This is a genomic window from Vibrio quintilis, from assembly GCF_024529975.1.
GTDB lineage: Bacteria > Pseudomonadota > Gammaproteobacteria > Enterobacterales > Vibrionaceae > Vibrio > Vibrio quintilis.
On sequence record NZ_AP024897.1, the window covers coordinates 2,936,459 to 2,952,754 of the forward strand.

17 protein-coding genes are annotated in these 16,296 nt (G+C 42.8%); 9 read left to right on the top strand and 8 right to left on the bottom strand.

Annotation, left to right across the window (positions count from 1 at the left end; all coding sequences use genetic code 11):
- Positions 1-108: 108 nt before the first annotated feature.
- Positions 109-1,038: a LysR family transcriptional regulator gene (locus OC443_RS13500; protein WP_159440355.1), complete on the bottom strand. Its 930-nt coding sequence runs from the start codon at positions 1,036-1,038 to the stop codon at positions 109-111.
- Positions 1,039-1,190: 152 nt separating this feature from the next.
- Here OC443_RS13500 and OC443_RS13505 point away from each other — a divergent pair, with 152 nt between their 5' ends.
- The 8 genes from OC443_RS13505 (at position 1,191) to OC443_RS13540 (ending at position 8,918) form a co-directional block, all read left to right on the top strand.
- Complete coding sequence (locus tag OC443_RS13505; protein WP_073585367.1) at positions 1,191-2,531, top strand: KamA family radical SAM protein; 1,341 nt, start codon at positions 1,191-1,193, stop codon at positions 2,529-2,531.
- Between the two features lie 20 nt (positions 2,532-2,551).
- Entirely contained in the window at positions 2,552-3,364 is an 813-nt protein-coding gene (locus tag OC443_RS13510) for an N-acyl homoserine lactonase family protein (RefSeq protein ID WP_073585369.1), read from the top strand.
- Positions 3,351-5,204: an FAD/NAD(P)-binding protein gene (locus tag OC443_RS13515; RefSeq protein ID WP_073585371.1), complete on the top strand. Its 1,854-nt coding sequence runs from the start codon at positions 3,351-3,353 to the stop codon at positions 5,202-5,204. Before OC443_RS13510 ends, OC443_RS13515 begins: the two co-directional genes overlap by 14 nt.
- Entirely contained in the window at positions 5,201-5,713 is a 513-nt protein-coding gene (locus tag OC443_RS13520) for a cupin domain-containing protein (protein WP_073585373.1), read from the top strand. The genes OC443_RS13515 and OC443_RS13520 overlap by 4 nt, the downstream gene beginning before the upstream one ends.
- A gap of 29 nt (positions 5,714-5,742) precedes the next feature.
- Entirely contained in the window at positions 5,743-7,011 is a 1,269-nt protein-coding gene (locus OC443_RS13525; protein ID WP_073585375.1) for an MFS transporter, read from the top strand.
- Positions 7,008-7,616: a glutathione S-transferase N-terminal domain-containing protein gene (locus OC443_RS13530; protein ID WP_073585377.1), complete on the top strand. Its 609-nt coding sequence runs from the start codon at positions 7,008-7,010 to the stop codon at positions 7,614-7,616. The genes OC443_RS13525 and OC443_RS13530 overlap by 4 nt, the downstream gene beginning before the upstream one ends.
- 184 nt (positions 7,617-7,800) lie before the next feature.
- Positions 7,801-8,511 carry a carboxymuconolactone decarboxylase family protein gene (locus OC443_RS13535; protein WP_200796964.1) on the top strand — a complete coding sequence of 237 codons (711 nt, stop codon included), beginning with the start codon at positions 7,801-7,803 and terminating at the stop codon, positions 8,509-8,511.
- Positions 8,512-8,660: 149 nt separating this feature from the next.
- Positions 8,661-8,918, top strand: coding sequence for a YfhL family 4Fe-4S dicluster ferredoxin (locus OC443_RS13540; protein ID WP_073585379.1), 258 nt, complete (start codon positions 8,661-8,663; stop codon positions 8,916-8,918).
- Between the two features lie 352 nt (positions 8,919-9,270).
- Here OC443_RS13540 and OC443_RS13545 read toward each other — a convergent pair whose 3' ends face one another.
- Positions 9,271-9,810 carry an MOSC domain-containing protein gene (locus OC443_RS13545; protein ID WP_073585381.1) on the bottom strand — a complete coding sequence of 180 codons (540 nt, stop codon included), beginning with the start codon at positions 9,808-9,810 and terminating at the stop codon, positions 9,271-9,273.
- Between the two features lie 293 nt (positions 9,811-10,103).
- Here OC443_RS13545 and OC443_RS13550 point away from each other — a divergent pair, with 293 nt between their 5' ends.
- The gene (locus OC443_RS13550; RefSeq protein ID WP_073585383.1) at positions 10,104-11,093 is read left to right on the top strand and encodes an alpha/beta hydrolase; all 990 of its coding nucleotides are present in this window, start codon (positions 10,104-10,106) and stop codon (positions 11,091-11,093) included.
- 4 nt (positions 11,094-11,097) lie between these two features.
- Here the strand turns inward: OC443_RS13550 and OC443_RS13555 are convergent, their stop codons facing one another.
- The 6 genes from OC443_RS13555 to OC443_RS13580 form a co-directional block, all read right to left on the bottom strand.
- Positions 11,098-11,418 (bottom strand): hypothetical protein, encoded by a 321-nt coding sequence (locus tag OC443_RS13555; RefSeq protein WP_073585385.1) that lies wholly within the window; start codon positions 11,416-11,418, stop codon positions 11,098-11,100.
- Between the two features lie 34 nt (positions 11,419-11,452).
- A complete protein-coding gene (locus OC443_RS13560) occupies positions 11,453-12,718 on the bottom strand; it encodes an SDR family NAD(P)-dependent oxidoreductase (protein WP_143169393.1) in 1,266 nt (421 codons plus the stop codon).
- Positions 12,719-12,770: 52 nt separating this feature from the next.
- Entirely contained in the window at positions 12,771-13,652 is an 882-nt protein-coding gene (locus tag OC443_RS13565; RefSeq protein ID WP_073585389.1) for a HEPN domain-containing protein, read from the bottom strand.
- Positions 13,653-13,852: 200 nt separating this feature from the next.
- Positions 13,853-14,290 (bottom strand): IS200/IS605 family transposase, encoded by a 438-nt coding sequence (gene tnpA / locus OC443_RS13570; protein ID WP_073580231.1) that lies wholly within the window; start codon positions 14,288-14,290, stop codon positions 13,853-13,855.
- Positions 14,291-14,550: 260 nt separating this feature from the next.
- Entirely contained in the window at positions 14,551-15,810 is a 1,260-nt protein-coding gene (locus tag OC443_RS13575) for a hypothetical protein (protein WP_073585390.1), read from the bottom strand.
- Between the two features lie 300 nt (positions 15,811-16,110).
- Positions 16,111-16,290 (bottom strand): hypothetical protein, encoded by a 180-nt coding sequence (locus OC443_RS13580; RefSeq protein WP_073585391.1) that lies wholly within the window; start codon positions 16,288-16,290, stop codon positions 16,111-16,113.
- Positions 16,291-16,296: the final 6 nt, after the last annotated feature.

The following is a 16,296-nucleotide window of genomic DNA, read 5'->3' on the forward strand; positions in this document are numbered from 1 at the left end:
GTGAACAGAAAGAAACACCCGGTATGTTGGCAAGAAAAAATCGATGACGGTCCTACTGCCTTCAAAAGCACCGATAGAATCAGAATCAAGTAACAAAAACTATTGAATCTAACAGACATTCAAGGTGTTTTCCAAAACCTGAGAATTAATACCACTAAAAACGTTATTTTGTATCAATTGTGTTAACTTTTTCAGGAATAACCTCGATTGCTGGTCAAGACAATTGTTGTATATCACAATATTTGCATCAGGGATACATGGCAGATTCAATGTATCACCGACGTTTTTAAGCACCTGTCGATCCTCCGGTGACAATGCGTTATCGGGAAGCGGCACTACTCCCAGACCTGATTTAGCCGCAGTAATCATGGCATGTAATCCGCCCCCCTGAAAGCTGTGATACCATTTCACATGATGCTCCGTCAGCAACTCAATCACCAACTGACAAAGTCTGCATGAATCATGTAATGTAATTAAAGGTAAAGCAGGACCTGTTTCGAATAATAATTCAGAAGCATACCAGCTATAAGTGTCTTTCCTGACAGTTTCACCACCTCTTTTATCACCATCCTGACTAACAATTGCTATATCAATTTTCTTATTCTCCAGACAATAGAGAATTTTTTCAGACATATTGACATTAATATTTACTCTCAAACTTTTAAATTCATTCTTTAAATTATTTAAAATATCCAAAATATTTTCATTAATAACATGCTCACCAATACAAATAGTTAATTCCTTTAACTCATTACATTCAAAATATGGATTAATCGCCTGACGATGAGCTTCTAAAAGCACTCTGGCCTTGAATAAAAATTCTTTACCTTCAGGGGATAGGTAAACATGACGAGGTGTTCGGTGAAATAACGAGCATCCTAAATGTTTCTCAAGCCTCTGAACTTTAACCGTCACACCGGACTGAGTAACACATAGCGACTCAGCCGCAAGTGTAAAACTATTGAGTTCAGCAACCTTTACAAAAGCCTCAACCGCATGAATATCTAAATATAAAGCCATAGTATCACTATTCATCATTTCTAAAATTACGTTAACGAATTGTAACATAATTTTTAATTTGTTAAATATAGAAAAGAGGTTAATACATAACATTGTCAAAACATAAGTTAACCTTAATTTTATATTTCAATAAAAATAACTAATTGTTTTTTATCGAGTGAGTAAACAACATGACTTCAAAAACAAAATTTCTTCCATATAATCAGCAAACGATTAGACGGGCTCCCCAATGGAATAATTTCTCTACTGAGATGAAACACACAATCGAGGTATTAAGCCACGTACTTCCATTCAGAGTAAATCAATATATACTTGATGAATTGATTGACTGGGAAAATATACCAAACGATCCGATCTACCGATTAACCTTTCCTCATCGTGAAATGCTTCGGGAAGATGAATTTTCACAACTAAGTGATGCCATTCGCACAAAAAAAAGTACAGCGGATATCCGAACGATTGTTAACAATATCCGTTACAGAATGAATCCTCATCCGGCAGGTCAGCTCACCCACAATGTGCCTCGGCTCAATGGGGAATCAACCGACGGTTTACAGCATAAATATAAAGAAACGGTTCTGTTCTTTCCTGCTTCCGGACAAACATGCCATGCTTACTGCACTTTTTGCTTCCGATGGCCTCAGTTCGTCGGTATGGACGAACTCAAATTTGAAGCCCGCACATCTGACATATTGGTTGAGTACCTGAAACGTCATCCTGAAGTAACCGATGTGCTTATTACCGGAGGAGATCCCATGATTATGAGTGCAAAAGCGCTTAGATCTTACATTCATCCCCTTCTTATTCCTGAACTCAATCATATAAAAAACATTCGTATCGGTACAAAATCAGTCGCCTATTGGCCACAGCGTTATGTGAGTGACAAAGATTCCGACGATGTCCTCCGACTGTTTGAAGAAATCAAGGCTACGGGCAAGAACCTTGCGATCATGGCACATTATAACCACCCTAACGAGCTCCAGACCGAAGTTGCCCAGACTGCACTCAAACGAATTATCACAACTGGCGCAACTGTCCGGATGCAGTCTCCCTTAATTCGCCATATTAATGACACCCCTCAAAGTTGGGCATCACTCTGGACAACCGGTGTCCGCTTGGGTGCCATACCCTATTATATGTTTGTCGAACGGGATACCGGACCAAATGAATATTTTGGCATGCCGCTCTTCAAAGCCTGGGAAATATTCCAGAAAGCGTATCAATCTGTTTCAGGTCTTGCACGAACGGTACGTGGGCCATCGATGAGTGCTTTCCCCGGAAAAGTAATGATTGACGGAATTACTGAAATTGCCGGAGAGAAGGTGTTTGCGCTTCAGTTCCTGCAAGCCCGGAACCCAGACTGGGTACGACGCCCCTTTTACGCAAAATTCGATTCTCAGGCATCTTGGCTGGATGATCTCAAACCAGCCTTTGGACAATCATATTTCTTCTATGAAGAGTCGACGCAAAACATTCGCCAGGAAAACAAAATTAAAATTATTGCGGCATAAATAATTACAGAGGATAAATCATGCCCCCAATATATGAAGTTTATGCTCTGCGATATGCAGAGCATAGGGACCGTTTACGTAATGAAAATTTCATCTCTCATGATGAACATGATAACAGTAATATGCCGTTAGACTTTTATTGCTGGCTAATCAAAGGCGAGGACACTGAAATCATGGTTGATACCGGGTTCAGTGCTGAAATGGCAGCCAAAAGAAACCGTAATTACTATACCGCTCCCGAAACCTTGCTAAAAAAGCTCGATATCGATGCCAGACAGATTCAGTCTATCATCGTAACCCATATGCATTACGACCATATTGGAAATCTGAAAGCCTTCCCTAATGCGACATTACTCATGCAAGAAGAGGAAATGCACTATTGCACGGGTCGCCACATGCTACATCAGTTTGTAAGAGCACCCTATGATCCTGAAAATATAGCAAATGCTGTCTGTCGGCTGCACGAAGGAAAAATTCGCTACCTCAAAGCCCGGGAAGAAATCATGCCGGGAATTAAAGTTCTTCATGTCGGCGGGCATACTCAGGGATTACAAATCGTTATCGTTAACACAGCTCGGGGAACAATTGTACTCACCAGTGATGCAGCCCATTACTGGCATCATATTGATGAGTCGAGCCCCTTCCCTATTGTAAAGAATATCCCCGACATGCTTGCCGCACATCAAACAATAAAAACAATCGCGGGGACACTCTCTCATATCATTCCCGGCCATGATCCGAAAGTCAGAAGTGTCTTCCCCCGTTTTAACAATGAAGAAAATATTGTCCAGCTTCACCTGGAACCCCAAGGAGAAATCAATGCCTCTGAATGAGATTGCCATTATCGGTTTTGGCCCACGAGGGCTGAATGTTCTTGAACGATTCCTGGAATGCGTCACGACAGACGGAATTACTGAGAGAATAAATATTCATATCATTAATCCCGGCATTCCCGGTGAAGGCGTTCATCTATCATCACAGCCAGATCATATGCTGGTGAACACCGTATCATCACAAGTAACGATGTTCGCCGGTGATAGCATAGCACTTCAAAATGGCGGTGAGTCATTTACACAGTGGGCAAAAACACAGGGATATAAACGCAATAAAAACAGCTATATAAAAAGTATCGATGGTGAAACACTGACTGATATGGACTATTTGCCCAGAGCATTACTCGGTGAGTATCTCTCGGATGTCTACAGAAAAGTACGTCATATGTTGCCCCCAAATATCCAGATAATTGAACATCAAAAACTGGCTGTAGATCTGACGAAAGGAAAGTATTTTCTCATCACACTTGATGACCAGACCACTATTGAGTGTGACTTCGTCTTTCTGACAACCGGACATGGCTACCGGAAAGCGACCCAGACCGACAAAGAATTAAACGATTTCTTTATTCAGCAACGTGAAAAAAACCCGTCACTCCGTTATTTTCGTTCGCCCTATCCGGTCAGTCAGCTGGATAGCATTTCCTCTCAATCCCGTGTACTTATCCAGGGGTTTGGTCTGACCGCACATGATTCGATCTCAGCCCTGACAATTGGGCGGGGGGGGTATTATCAGAAACACGGGAGCACATTGGAATACGTAGCTTCAGGCACAGAACCCAAGATTTTTCTCTCATCCAGACAATGCCTTCCTTTTGCCGCACGAGGCATCAACCAAAAAGGACTTACCGGTCGGCATACAGCACAATTTCTTACCCCTGCGGTTGTAGATTCTATCCGCAAGCGCAATATCTCTGAGCAACAGCAATCTCAAATCGATTTCAGAACCCAAATCATGCCACTCCTGATGAAGGAAATGGCCTATGCCTGGCGATGTGCAACAAGCCAAAAGCATATTGAGCCACAAACCTTTGTCGCGACTGAACAGGAAGTAACACAGATAGAGCGTATATTGTGGCCACTGAGAAATCAGACCTTTGATAATTTCAGCGCCTATAAAACATTCTTCACCACGCTGCTTACAACAGATCTGGAACAGGCACTACTGGGTAATATGAACAGCCCACTCAAAGCATCGACAGATGTCTTGAGAGATGTGCGGGAAGCATTACGCCGGGCAATCGAATTCAGCGGCCTCACTCCCGGGTCCCACCGTTATTTCATGGAAAAATTCAATCCGATTATTAACCGGGTCTCTTTCGGTCCTCCACTCAGACGCAATCAAGAGCTGTTAGCGCTAATGAATGCCGGTATCGTGTCGTTGGGGGGAGGCCCTGATTCGTATATAACTTGTGACCATAAGAATTCGAGTTTTACTCTCACCACCAAGTTTGTCAAACAAAGACATGAAATACAGATAGATAGCATAATCTCTGCCCGGCTCGATAACTATTCTCCGATGACAGATTCAAGTCAGTTGACGCACAACCTTGTCGAAAAGGGCTTTATCACACCATTTAAAAATGGAGATTATCACCCTGGAGGTATCGCGATCGACCAAAAGCTGCATCCGATTAATGCAAATGGGCAACCGGAAGAAAACATCTGGGCAATCGGATTTCTGGTCGAAGGGGCTCATTATTACACTCATGCCTTGCCAAGACCTCACATTCATTCAAGACAATTTGACGATGCGGAAATTAGTGTCAGAGACTGCCTGAATCAATGTATGAGTTGTAACCACCCAGAAGAGAAAAATAGAGTGAAGGAAACAGCATGAATCATCATATCACTAAGAAACTGCCGTCTCCGGAAAAATATACAGACTTCAACAGCTACCTTAATGAAAACACATATCCGAAAGAGAACAGTGTAATTTGGGAGCAGCCGGAAATCTTAGAAGCATTGAATTCTGTAGATTTCTCCACAAGAGGGGCACTATTTCTCTCTAATCCGGGCAGTACCCCGCCCGGAGAAACAGTGAGTGATATATCACTCACTGTACAGGTGCTCAGATGCCATGAGCATACCACACCTCATACACATTCCTTCTGGCATATCTATTTTGTGATATCAGGAGCCGGTGAAATTTTACTGGAAGACGAAAAGAAACATTATATCCAATATGGTGATGTTATTTATATTCCAGCCTGGACATCGCACCAATTTATCAATAATAAAAGTGAAGACTTACTCTTATATGCCATTCAGAATTTACCTGAAATGGCTCAGAAAGGAACACTTTTAAGAAGTGATGGAAGCGATATTTATTCTGTCTTTTCAAAATGAATTTGTCATATAAAAGAAAGGTATCCGTAATGACTGAAATCCCATCGAATCAGGCGTTAAATACATCTAAAGTAATGACGCATGTTTTTCTTCCCTTTGCATTTGGGCATTGCACTTCATTTATATTCAGAAATATGAATGCGGTGCTGACACCATTTTTAATCTCTGAATTATCGCTGTCAGCCGCACAATTGGGTGTTTTGTCCAGTGCTTATTTCTTTTCTTTTTCATTAGCGCAATTACCTGTTGGTCTGGCTTTAGATCGCTATGGACCCAAGCGCGTTCAGTTAGTCCTTTTAGGAATTGCGGTCATCGGTTCCATCATGTTTGGCTGGGGAGAAAACTTTTCGACACTCCTGCTGGCAAGAATCTTGATAGGCCTGGGACTCGCGGCCTGTTTTATGAGTTCAATCAAAGTACTTTCATTTTGGATTCCTGACAGAAAATTGCCTGCAATCCATGGATATTTGCTTGCCGCAGGCGGATTGGGTGCCATGTTGTCAACACTTCCTGTTGCCTGGCTTGCTGAATTCGTGCCATGGCGGTCACTCTTTTTCGGCATGGCAGGTATCACTGTCATGGTGATGCTGGCAATTGCGACCTGGGTACCTCAAGATCCCGTCGAACATAAAACTGTCAAAATCGCCAGTGTCGCTTCATTGCTCGAAGTTTATAAGGATCGAGCATTCCGGAAAGTCATTAGTCTGTTGTTGATTCCTCACACAATCGCATTCGGGCTTCAGGGGTTATGGATGGGGAAATGGTTACAGGATGTCGGACATTACAATAATGCTATGACTTCCACCTACCTGTTCATCGGTATGGGGGCCGTCGTCGTTGGGTCACTTTCGGTCGGTGCAATAACGCAATGGGCCAGCAAATTCAACATTAAACCAATGGAAGTTGGCGGCATAGGCATTGCTTTGTTTCTGGCTATACAAATATTGTGTGCACTGAATATTGTGCCAATGTTGCCAGCTCTGTCAATTGCCTTCACCTTAATCGGTACCATTGCCGGACTTGAATACACGATCGTTGCTCAGAAAGTTTCCCCGGCGATGACTGGTCGTGCTGCAACATGTTTAAATCTGTTAATCCTTTTCGGTGCTTTTCTCATCCAGACTTGTTTTGGGATCATTATTGATATCTGGCCTCAGGATGCTGCTGGCCACTACCCACCGATTGCCTATCAGGTAGGTTTTGGTCTGATGATTCTGTTACAGACACCTGGTTTTTTGAAATGGCTGGTAGGTGTCATGAAATGTGGCACATTAAAATCCATAGGAGAAGAGCTATGAATCATATTGTTCTTTATGGCTGTCACTCCTCTTCTGCCACCCGAAGAGTAAGAATAGCCCTCAAAGTAAAACAAATAGCATATAAGTATATAGAAGTAAATCTTTCAGAAAATGAACATCTCTGTCCTGAATTTCGTCAGTTAACAGCACAACAGAAACTCCCCGTACTCCTTCATGATCAACACCAAATAACGCAGTCATTATCGATCATTGAATATTTAGATGACATCTGTCCAGAATATAAGCTATTGCCTGAAGACCCAATAGCCAAAGCATGGTGCCGAAGCTTTTCGGCAATATTTGTCGCCGATTACCATCCTTTAATCACACGCCGGGTAATAAAGAAGCTAAGAGATTCGGGCTTACCAGAGAAAGAAATCGCACAATGGAAACCATTGTGGTTAAAAGAATCATTAAATATCGCAGAAATTGAACTCAATAAAAGAAGCATTAAACATAAGTTCTGTTGCAGCAACTTAGTTGGCCTTGCGGACATATGCTTATATGCTCAATGCGAATCAGCAATCAATCAGGATATTTATTTAACTGACTATAAGGAGGTATCAAAAATTCACCAAAACGTCATGGCCGTCGTAAACAACTAACAGGCTCGAAACAGCTGGCATGGTTTTATAAATATTCAAAATAGTTAAACGCTCATACTGAATATTAACTGAAAGCATATCGCAGATAAAAATGGAGCCTGAAAATCATCAGCACACGATAAAAGTCAGTCATAAACGACCAGATATTATTCATTACAAGATCAAACTAACTTGGTAGCAAATTATGAATTACTTCAAAAGAATAGCTTACACGTTTATATTTATTTTTGCATATAACATGGCATATGCCGGAACACCTCCTAAAATCGGTGACCCATTAAAATGGCCAGCGCAATGCGACCATGTCCGGTTTTCTCATGAAGATTTGCGACTCGACCGATTTCCAGATCTAAACCCTCAAATTGCAAATGCAGCACAAAAGGATGCTATAAAAAAAATCAGCTCAGGTCCCCGGGGGTGTATTTTCGGCCCATTTTCAGTATTACTTCGCAGTCCGGAACTTCTTAACCGGGTTCAGATGCTGGGAGAGCATGTCCGCTTTACTTCCGGACTGCCAAAGCCGATTCGGGAGTTCGCAATTCTTGTCGTCGGCCGCGAAGCACAATCTCCTTACGAATGGTATATCCATGAACCTATCGCACTACGTTCAGGAATCACACGAAAAACAGTTGATGCGCTTGCGGCACAAAGAAAACCAATATCAATGACACCAGATGAAGCTATCGTCTATCAATTTGTGACAGAGCTGCATAATACTCATATGGTACAAGAAACAACCTACAACGCTATCAAAAAGCGTTTTGGTCAGTCTGGAGCGGTCGAACTCACAGCACTCGATGGCTATTTCATGTTATTGGGTCTGGAACTAAACATGGCAAGAACTCCTATCCCGGAGGATGTTAAGTTACCTTTCAATTACCCATGGAAATCCTGAAGCAACCCGGTTAAAAAAACATCACTCTATCCATGGGTTCCGCTGCGCTTTCCCTGGCGCGGCGGGTCTGCTTACGATTCAGACTAATACCCGCTAATGGAACATGTTCAAGAATTCTTATTTAGTTCACCAAAAGGAATGGAATAATTATGTCCTTGACTATAACTGAAGATTGTATCTATTGTGATATCTGTCGGCCAGCCTGTCCCAACAGAGCCATTTCTGCCGGCGACGAACTTTACGTCATTAACCCCAACTTGTGTACTGAATGTGTCGGTCATTATGATGAACCTCAATGCCAGTTGGTTTGCCCTGCAGAATGCATTCCACGCTTACCTGAATTTGCCGAAACAAAAGAGCAACTTTGGGAAAAGTACGAGCGTATTTCTGTCGAGATTGTCAGTTAACCACACTATCAGCAGTTACCCGAAGGTAAGTTTACACGATGATTCACCGGATGAACCCTTCTTTCTGGTTCATCCGGTGAATCATTCTAAACTCTGAAAATCTGCGCAAGTTTAAACGACTTACACCCTGAGGATTAAGACTACTCTTAAAATTCAGGGCCAGGATGCTCAGCAATGATAGATGATAATCGATGTTCCCTGGTTACAACCCAATGCAACTTTTCAATCAATTAATCCTGCATCAATGATTCCTGACCAGTGGAAATGATACACAAATATCACACAGGTGCCGTCTTGGGTGCAATCAGTATAGCTTGGTTTATATGTCTCATCTTTGATCAGATAACCGTTTTCAAACCCATTTCAGTTTTTGATGCGGTTCAGGCGGCAACATGATCTGAATCTGATCATCTTTGCTCACGATGCCTCCGGCCAGTACAATTCCCATAATCCCGGCTTTGCGGACGACATTTCCCTGTTCATCCCGGTCTAAAACCTGTGATAACAGCCCTTTCTCAAAATTTTCTATCTGAGGGCAGGGATTACGTAATCCTGTGATCTGAATTTCAGCACCACTGGGGAAACGGAGAATCGTGTCTTCAGGTAATGCCAGTAAATCAATACCTTGCGTGGTAATATTTTCTCCCAGCACTCCCGGAGCAACATGGAAACCTTTTTCTGAGAGTTCCTGAATCAGTTCATGATGAATCAAATGAACCTGACGTAAATTGGGTTGCGTCGGATCTTTTTTCACTCTGGAGCGATGCTTCACGGTTTTCCCGCGGTGTGCATCGCCTTCAACCCCTTCCCCTTCGATCATCACAATCGAGTCGGTCAGCGTTTTTGAAAACGTATGCGTGACACTTTTACTGACAGAGATAACTGTTGCCATATTCTTGCTCCTTGTTGGCTTTCATGCCCGTGATGATAACCGGAAATGATTCGATAGCGCATTGATAACATGTTAAATATTATGCAATGCCCGTGACACCACAATGACTATCCGGCTTTTCCCCGGTTATTTTTTTGATCGTTGTGCAGTCATCGTAAAAAACGCCACTGATTCAATATCCCCGCCAACAGGAGAACTGAGTTCCAATGGGTCAAGCTTCATTCCCGACCAATATGAAAAACACCCACCTCCTATTATTCTATTAATTGAATATTATAAAAGAGGGACTATCCATGTTATTCATAACCAACAGAACGCCACAAGAGTCCGCGGAATCAGAGCAAGGGCGAACAATCAGCTTTGACTGCAACAATACTTCAGTTTCACAGAATATCTACTTTTGTGAACGACTTGGCGTACATAAGTATAAAGAGATGATGAAAGATAAATTTTTCAAATATCTCAAAGAATTAGAGGATCACACACAGCTATTGTTGTACATCCATGGGTTTAACAACAATATGGAACCAGACATTTTTCGCAATGCAGCCAAGCTTCAGGACTTACTAAATCAGGCACTTCAGAAATCATCAAAGAATGAACCCGCATCAGTGCTGGTCGTACCTGTGATTTGGCCATGCGATGACAATCCGGCACTTGCGCTTATTGATGACTATTGGGATGACCAGGATGCCGCAGACTGTAGTGGGCCGGGATTCGCACGTCTTCTTGGTAAGTTTGACACTTGGCGAAAAAGTCCGGAACAACAGGAGATACCATGCTTCAGAAGAATCAATATACTGGCTCACTCAATGGGCAACAGAGTCTTAAAAAACGCTTTGAAATTCTGGGCAGATAAATACTCATCAGGTCAGATGCCTGCACTTTTCAGGAATACTTTTCTGGTTGCAGCAGACATTCCAAATGAAGCTTTAGAGAAAGGTGAAGATGGCCGCTACATCGTAGACTCAAGCAGGAATGTCGTTGTGTATTATGCAAATGATGATTTAGCGATGCCCGCCTCCAAAATAGCGAATATAAAATACATGACGCTATCCAGGCGAATGGGCATGACAGGCCCTGAAACCCTCAACGTTCTGCCTGAAAAGGTCAAAGAGGTAGACTGCGACGATTTCAATAATGAATTCGATATGAAGGGACACTCTTACTTTTTAGACAAAGATGATGGAACACCCAGCCCGATGATCAGGCACATGGCGGACGCTATCGCATCCGGTCGCGTCAAACCAAACAAGAGGAGTTACAGATTACGCAGAACTTAAGATTTTATATGCAGGAGTCATCCAGACTGGCTCCTGTCACATCCACAACGCCGGTTCCAACAGCCCGGCGTCCCTCCCGAATTTCGAATAATACTCCCTTTTTCAACGCTGAATAATCAACATCTGGATACATCAGTTGTAAAGTCACAGAAAATGCCTGACCCGGCTGTATGTCTTGCGGTATATCGATGAAGCGAACAGCAAGATAGCGCCCTTCCTCCGGAATGACTATATGTGGCGCGTACCCCGTTCCGACAGGCAAACTTGCGCGGCCGCCTTCCGGTGCCGGTAAAAAACAGACTGTGGATTGAATACAGTTCATCATTTTTAAATCACCTCAGCCTGAAGGAAATCAGATTTTAATATGTCAGCTGATAAAAGTGACGACGTGTCGGACTACACCCGGCAATTTTTGCAAACAGAGGAAATAATATTCTCGCCGCGCCATCAATCTCATCAAGCGGAGGAACAACCCAGGGCCGATCATTTTTATAATACTCGTCAACTGAAAACCAGCCAGGATCGCATCCATGTACCGCAAACCGCTGGCCGGATTCAGTCATCAGGTCAGACTTTCTGGCTAAACATTTTGTGAGCATGTGCAAAGCCGCCTTGGCCATATTGGTTTGAATATGCAAATCTTCTTTCCGGGTTTTAAATATGCCTTCTCTGGCATGAACATTAATAATGTAGGGTGACACCCGCGATTTTTTTAATAAAGGCAAAAAGGTTTGAATCAATATGACCGGTGCAACAGCATTAATCCGATAGCATTCTTCGGACTCTTGTTGCTGAAAATCCGTTAAGCGGACATGCCAGCTGTTGGTGAAAGTATGGTCAACAAATTTAGGGTCGCCATAGCGGTTCGTTTCTTCTGACTGCGGCGAGTCACCCGATGCATACAGTCCGGCTTTATCTCTTGCCCGAATCGTTTGCGCAGCACAGTTGATGAGAATATCTAAGACCTTGATTTTATGTTGGGTAAACAGTGTGTCGGCCAATGCCTCTGACTTCGCGCGGATATCCTCAGTATCGAGATCCAGTTCTGCTAAAATCAGATTGTCCCGCCATCTGTCGTAGTCATCATACTTTGAAAACATTGCCCGGGCCGCCTGCGTATTGCGGGTCGTGACAACCACGCGGTGACACTGAGCCCGGAGAAGCTTCAGGGCAATCTGGTGTCCTAATTTAGTCCGTCCGCCTGTGACCAGAGCATTGTGCTGCTTCAGAGGCCGGCTGAAATGCCTGAACTTTTGATTCAGCTCACCACATTTATAGCAACAAAACAGATATACAGGGTGAGGATTTCGCACCAGCTTATGGCACTGATAACAGCGCATAAAGTGGTGGTTTGAAGGTAAGCGTAACCGATTAGAGCGATCAGGATGAACCGTTCGTTCAAGTTCATCCAGCTGATGGCAGGTTGGTTGCAACTGGCGTGTAATACTGTTATTGATGCTAGCTTCCTGCCCGCTGCACCCTTCCGCTTCGATAGCAAAGTGTTTGATCGCCAACTGATAAATATCTTTCTGATTCAGTTTTATATTCTTTTTTAAAAACTGTTTGCTGTCCTGAGTACCGTTCAGAACCATGGGAATGCCATATTTAGCGCTGTATTGGCTCAATTTTACACCTGTGTTGATCAATGATTTTTATTGCCTGATTTCAGGGGGGTTATTACTCTCGGTGAAGCCGTGCCCGGCAAACCAATTCCACCAGTTTGTTCAGCTTCTCCGCTTCCGCGGCCAGATAAATCAGCTCTTCTTCCGTGATTTCATAATGCATCGAATAGCGCGCATCGATATACGCCCGTTGCAGGCGGCGAAAGCTGCGGCGGTGGAATTTATCATCCATCGGGAAAATATCGGCAAAAGCGATGTCTTGCTCTGCACAGTATTTTTTCAGCTTTTCGATATTGTGGGTTTTGGGCAGGTAATTGGTCAGGGTCAACAACGTACAAGCGAAATATCGTTCAGCAGCCTGATGAAGTTCAAAGGCAGCTTTAGGTAAATCCTTTCGGTCCATACAATGACCAAAATCAGTGATAAAAGATTGAGCACTTTTAAACCAGTGGTCAAAATGCCCCTGCGCAACCTCCCGCCGCTCTTCATCTGTCAAATCCCCCGGTTCTGCCAGCGCTTTTTTATTGGCATCAAACAGTAAAATGCCTTCGGTCCGGATATCCTTAAAAAAATAATGACCTTTTTGCAGCTGCTCGTTCACGTCTTGTAATGTATGAACAATTAAGCCCAGCGGCGCGCTTTTGACTTTGCGTTCAATCTGCTCTTCCGCTTTGTGCCAGACGATATCTTCATCCGCCAGTGCATGGGAATTGACGATCACCAGAATGTCGTAATCACTGACATAACCATTGGGGATATCACTCACCCAACCGCCTTTGGCATGGCTGCCGAACAAAATAATTTTGTGGATTCTAAACTCACGCTTCGTTCCCGGCTTCCCGACCAGATAGTCATCCAGCGTATCGCGCAGAATGGTTGAGATCTGAGCCAGTTCATGCTGCTTTCGTTCAGGAAGATGGTCGAGGGAGGTTTTCATCGGTGATTGAATTTTGGCGAGTCAACAATGAAGGTATTTTGGCCGGGGTGCGGGGAAATGTCTATGGTTTTTATGAGAGTTTACTCTCCTTTCTATTTCTGATTGACACAACAGTTAATCGTGTAATAAAAAGTAAAAATCCGCCTTCTTAGAAGGCGGCTTTGGTTTACAGCCCCCTGAAAGGGAGCATTCTCGCGCTGTTAGTTCATCTTCAACTCTAACTGCGCCTCGTATTCTTGATCTTTCTTATCTTGGTGTCTGACGTAACGTCTGATGATTTCTTCATTTACGCCAACCGTATCGACAAAGTAACCTCTTGCCCAAAAATGATTTCCCCAGAGCTTCTTTCTTATATGCGGGAATTTGTTAAACAACCGGATTGCCGAACGTCCTTTCAACATCCCCATCAACGTTGAGATAGACACTTTTGGTGGAACTATCACAACCAGATGAACATGATCTTGCTGAACATTTAGTTCCAAGACCTCGCAATCTTTCATATTGCATAAAATATAGATTGAGCGATAAAGCTCCTTACCTACGTTACCTTTCAGGATCTTGAATCTGTATTTCGGCGTCCAAACTATATGGTATTTACAACGCCAATAGACATGTGATGAACTTCTATAGTCGCCCATGTTTTTTGTTTCCTCTTACTTGTGGTGAATAAGAGGTTTACTTCTAACATGGGCATTTCTTCGGGCAATAGCCCCAAGGTTCAATCACCACCGCCCAAGGCGGTGGTTTAGGGATGACAATCAAATTATCGTGTGGTTCTCCCTTGTTATTTGCTGATCTGGCGAACCCGAACAGCAGATTACATTGTAATCCTTTCAACGCGTACACCTGAAATTCACGTAGCACCTCTTCATCATTGGATATGTTCAATCTGAGTATTTTATCTGCGTCGTTTTTTACTGCGATGTTTCCGCTTTTCACGGCCTCTACGGACCCCGGAGGACTTTATTTCCTTCGGCATTTTGGCTGTTTCTTTTTTATATGATGGTATCGTCTGTCGGGCATAAAAATCTTTCAGACTATTCTGATACTCTTTATCCGTCATAGATGTAAATGAAGGAATCTCTTCAGGGTGCATTAATTGATATTCACGGGATGTCGGGTCATTGTGCCTGCATGTTTCTAATACAATGGAAAATGGCAAAGGTTTAGTCACATCCATAAAAACGACTAACGTTTTCCACAGTTCATCACAGTACTCCCTTCCGGCTGTTCCTCCGAAGGTATAAAGTTTTATCGTATCTTTGGGAGTTAAAAATGGCTTATGACGTGGTACTAATTCCAGACCATGATGTGATGGTGTTGTGGTTTTTCCGGTAAACCTTCCCGGCTCATAATGAATATAGGCATTAAAGTCAGTAAAAAGGGATTCACAACTGGGTTCTCCCTGATCGTCAAATCCTGTCACTTTCCCGGTTATTCGATTAAATTCAATAACTTTTCTTCTTGCTGTCCAGCCGGTATTCGCTGATTTACCTGAAAATAGCAACGCTATATTGAGTATTAATATCAAGGGATGGATGTTCAGAAGACTATGAGACGTCACAATATTCACCACATGAGCCCAGCTAAAACAAATGGTATAAGGAAAATTTGCATACCAGAAAAATTTAAGAATCCTGCGGGAAATACCCATGATATAACGGTATTCCGTCAGTGTTTTTTCATCCCATTCAATAACCGCTTTACCGTATTTATCCTTAAACCGTCTCTCATTCCAGACACTTGGTTTAAATTCCATTTGCTTCAGCGTATGAGTGGGTACAATTGTGGATGGCGCTTTAAACTGTAATCTTGTATAGATAAACTTTTGAACATGTTCAGCAATATAATACGGGTATTTTGGTGCATAAATTCTATCGTCTTTTTCTAAACGTTTAATCACCTGATAACTGATAAAACTCAGTGCAAAAAATATTATACCTGCAATCAATAAACCGCTATATCTGAATGATTCTCCCGCATAAATAAACAGAGAATAAATTGCTCCTATAAAGGAAAATATGCATATTATCTGCGCTGCCGCAATCGTATAAGCGACCGATTTTGGTACAGGAATCAATTGAGAACGGTCAACTTCTTCAAGCTCATAATTTTCAGGCTCTTGCCCTTTCCAGGCGGTTTCAGCGTAATAGGTCATTCGTTATTCGTTTATTTCTGAAATTGCGCAAAACTACTCACTCACGCCGAAAAAATCAAGTACATCAATAATCCAATGCTTCCACAATAAAAACGTCTTTGCATCTTTTTGGCGCTCACCAAAATTACGTGGTGTGTGCGCGTTCGGGATCACAAAAGCCTGCGGCACAACACAAAACAAAGCCATTGAACCGAAAGATCCAAAAACGACAAGCCAAAATTGAAATTGAAGAGAAAATTTGCCCGGACGGGCTTAATTGTGATGCTGAAACCATAAGATGTCCCAACGCCATTATTAAAATCAAGATGTTATAAAGCCTTTGGCATGGCTGCCGAACAAAATAATTTTGTGGATTTTAAACTCACGCTTCGTTCCCGGCTTCCCGACCAGATAGTCATCCAGCGTATCGCGCAGAATGGTTGAGATCTGAGCCAGTTCATGCTGCTTTCGTTCAGGAAGATGGTCGAGTGAGGTTTTCATCGGTGA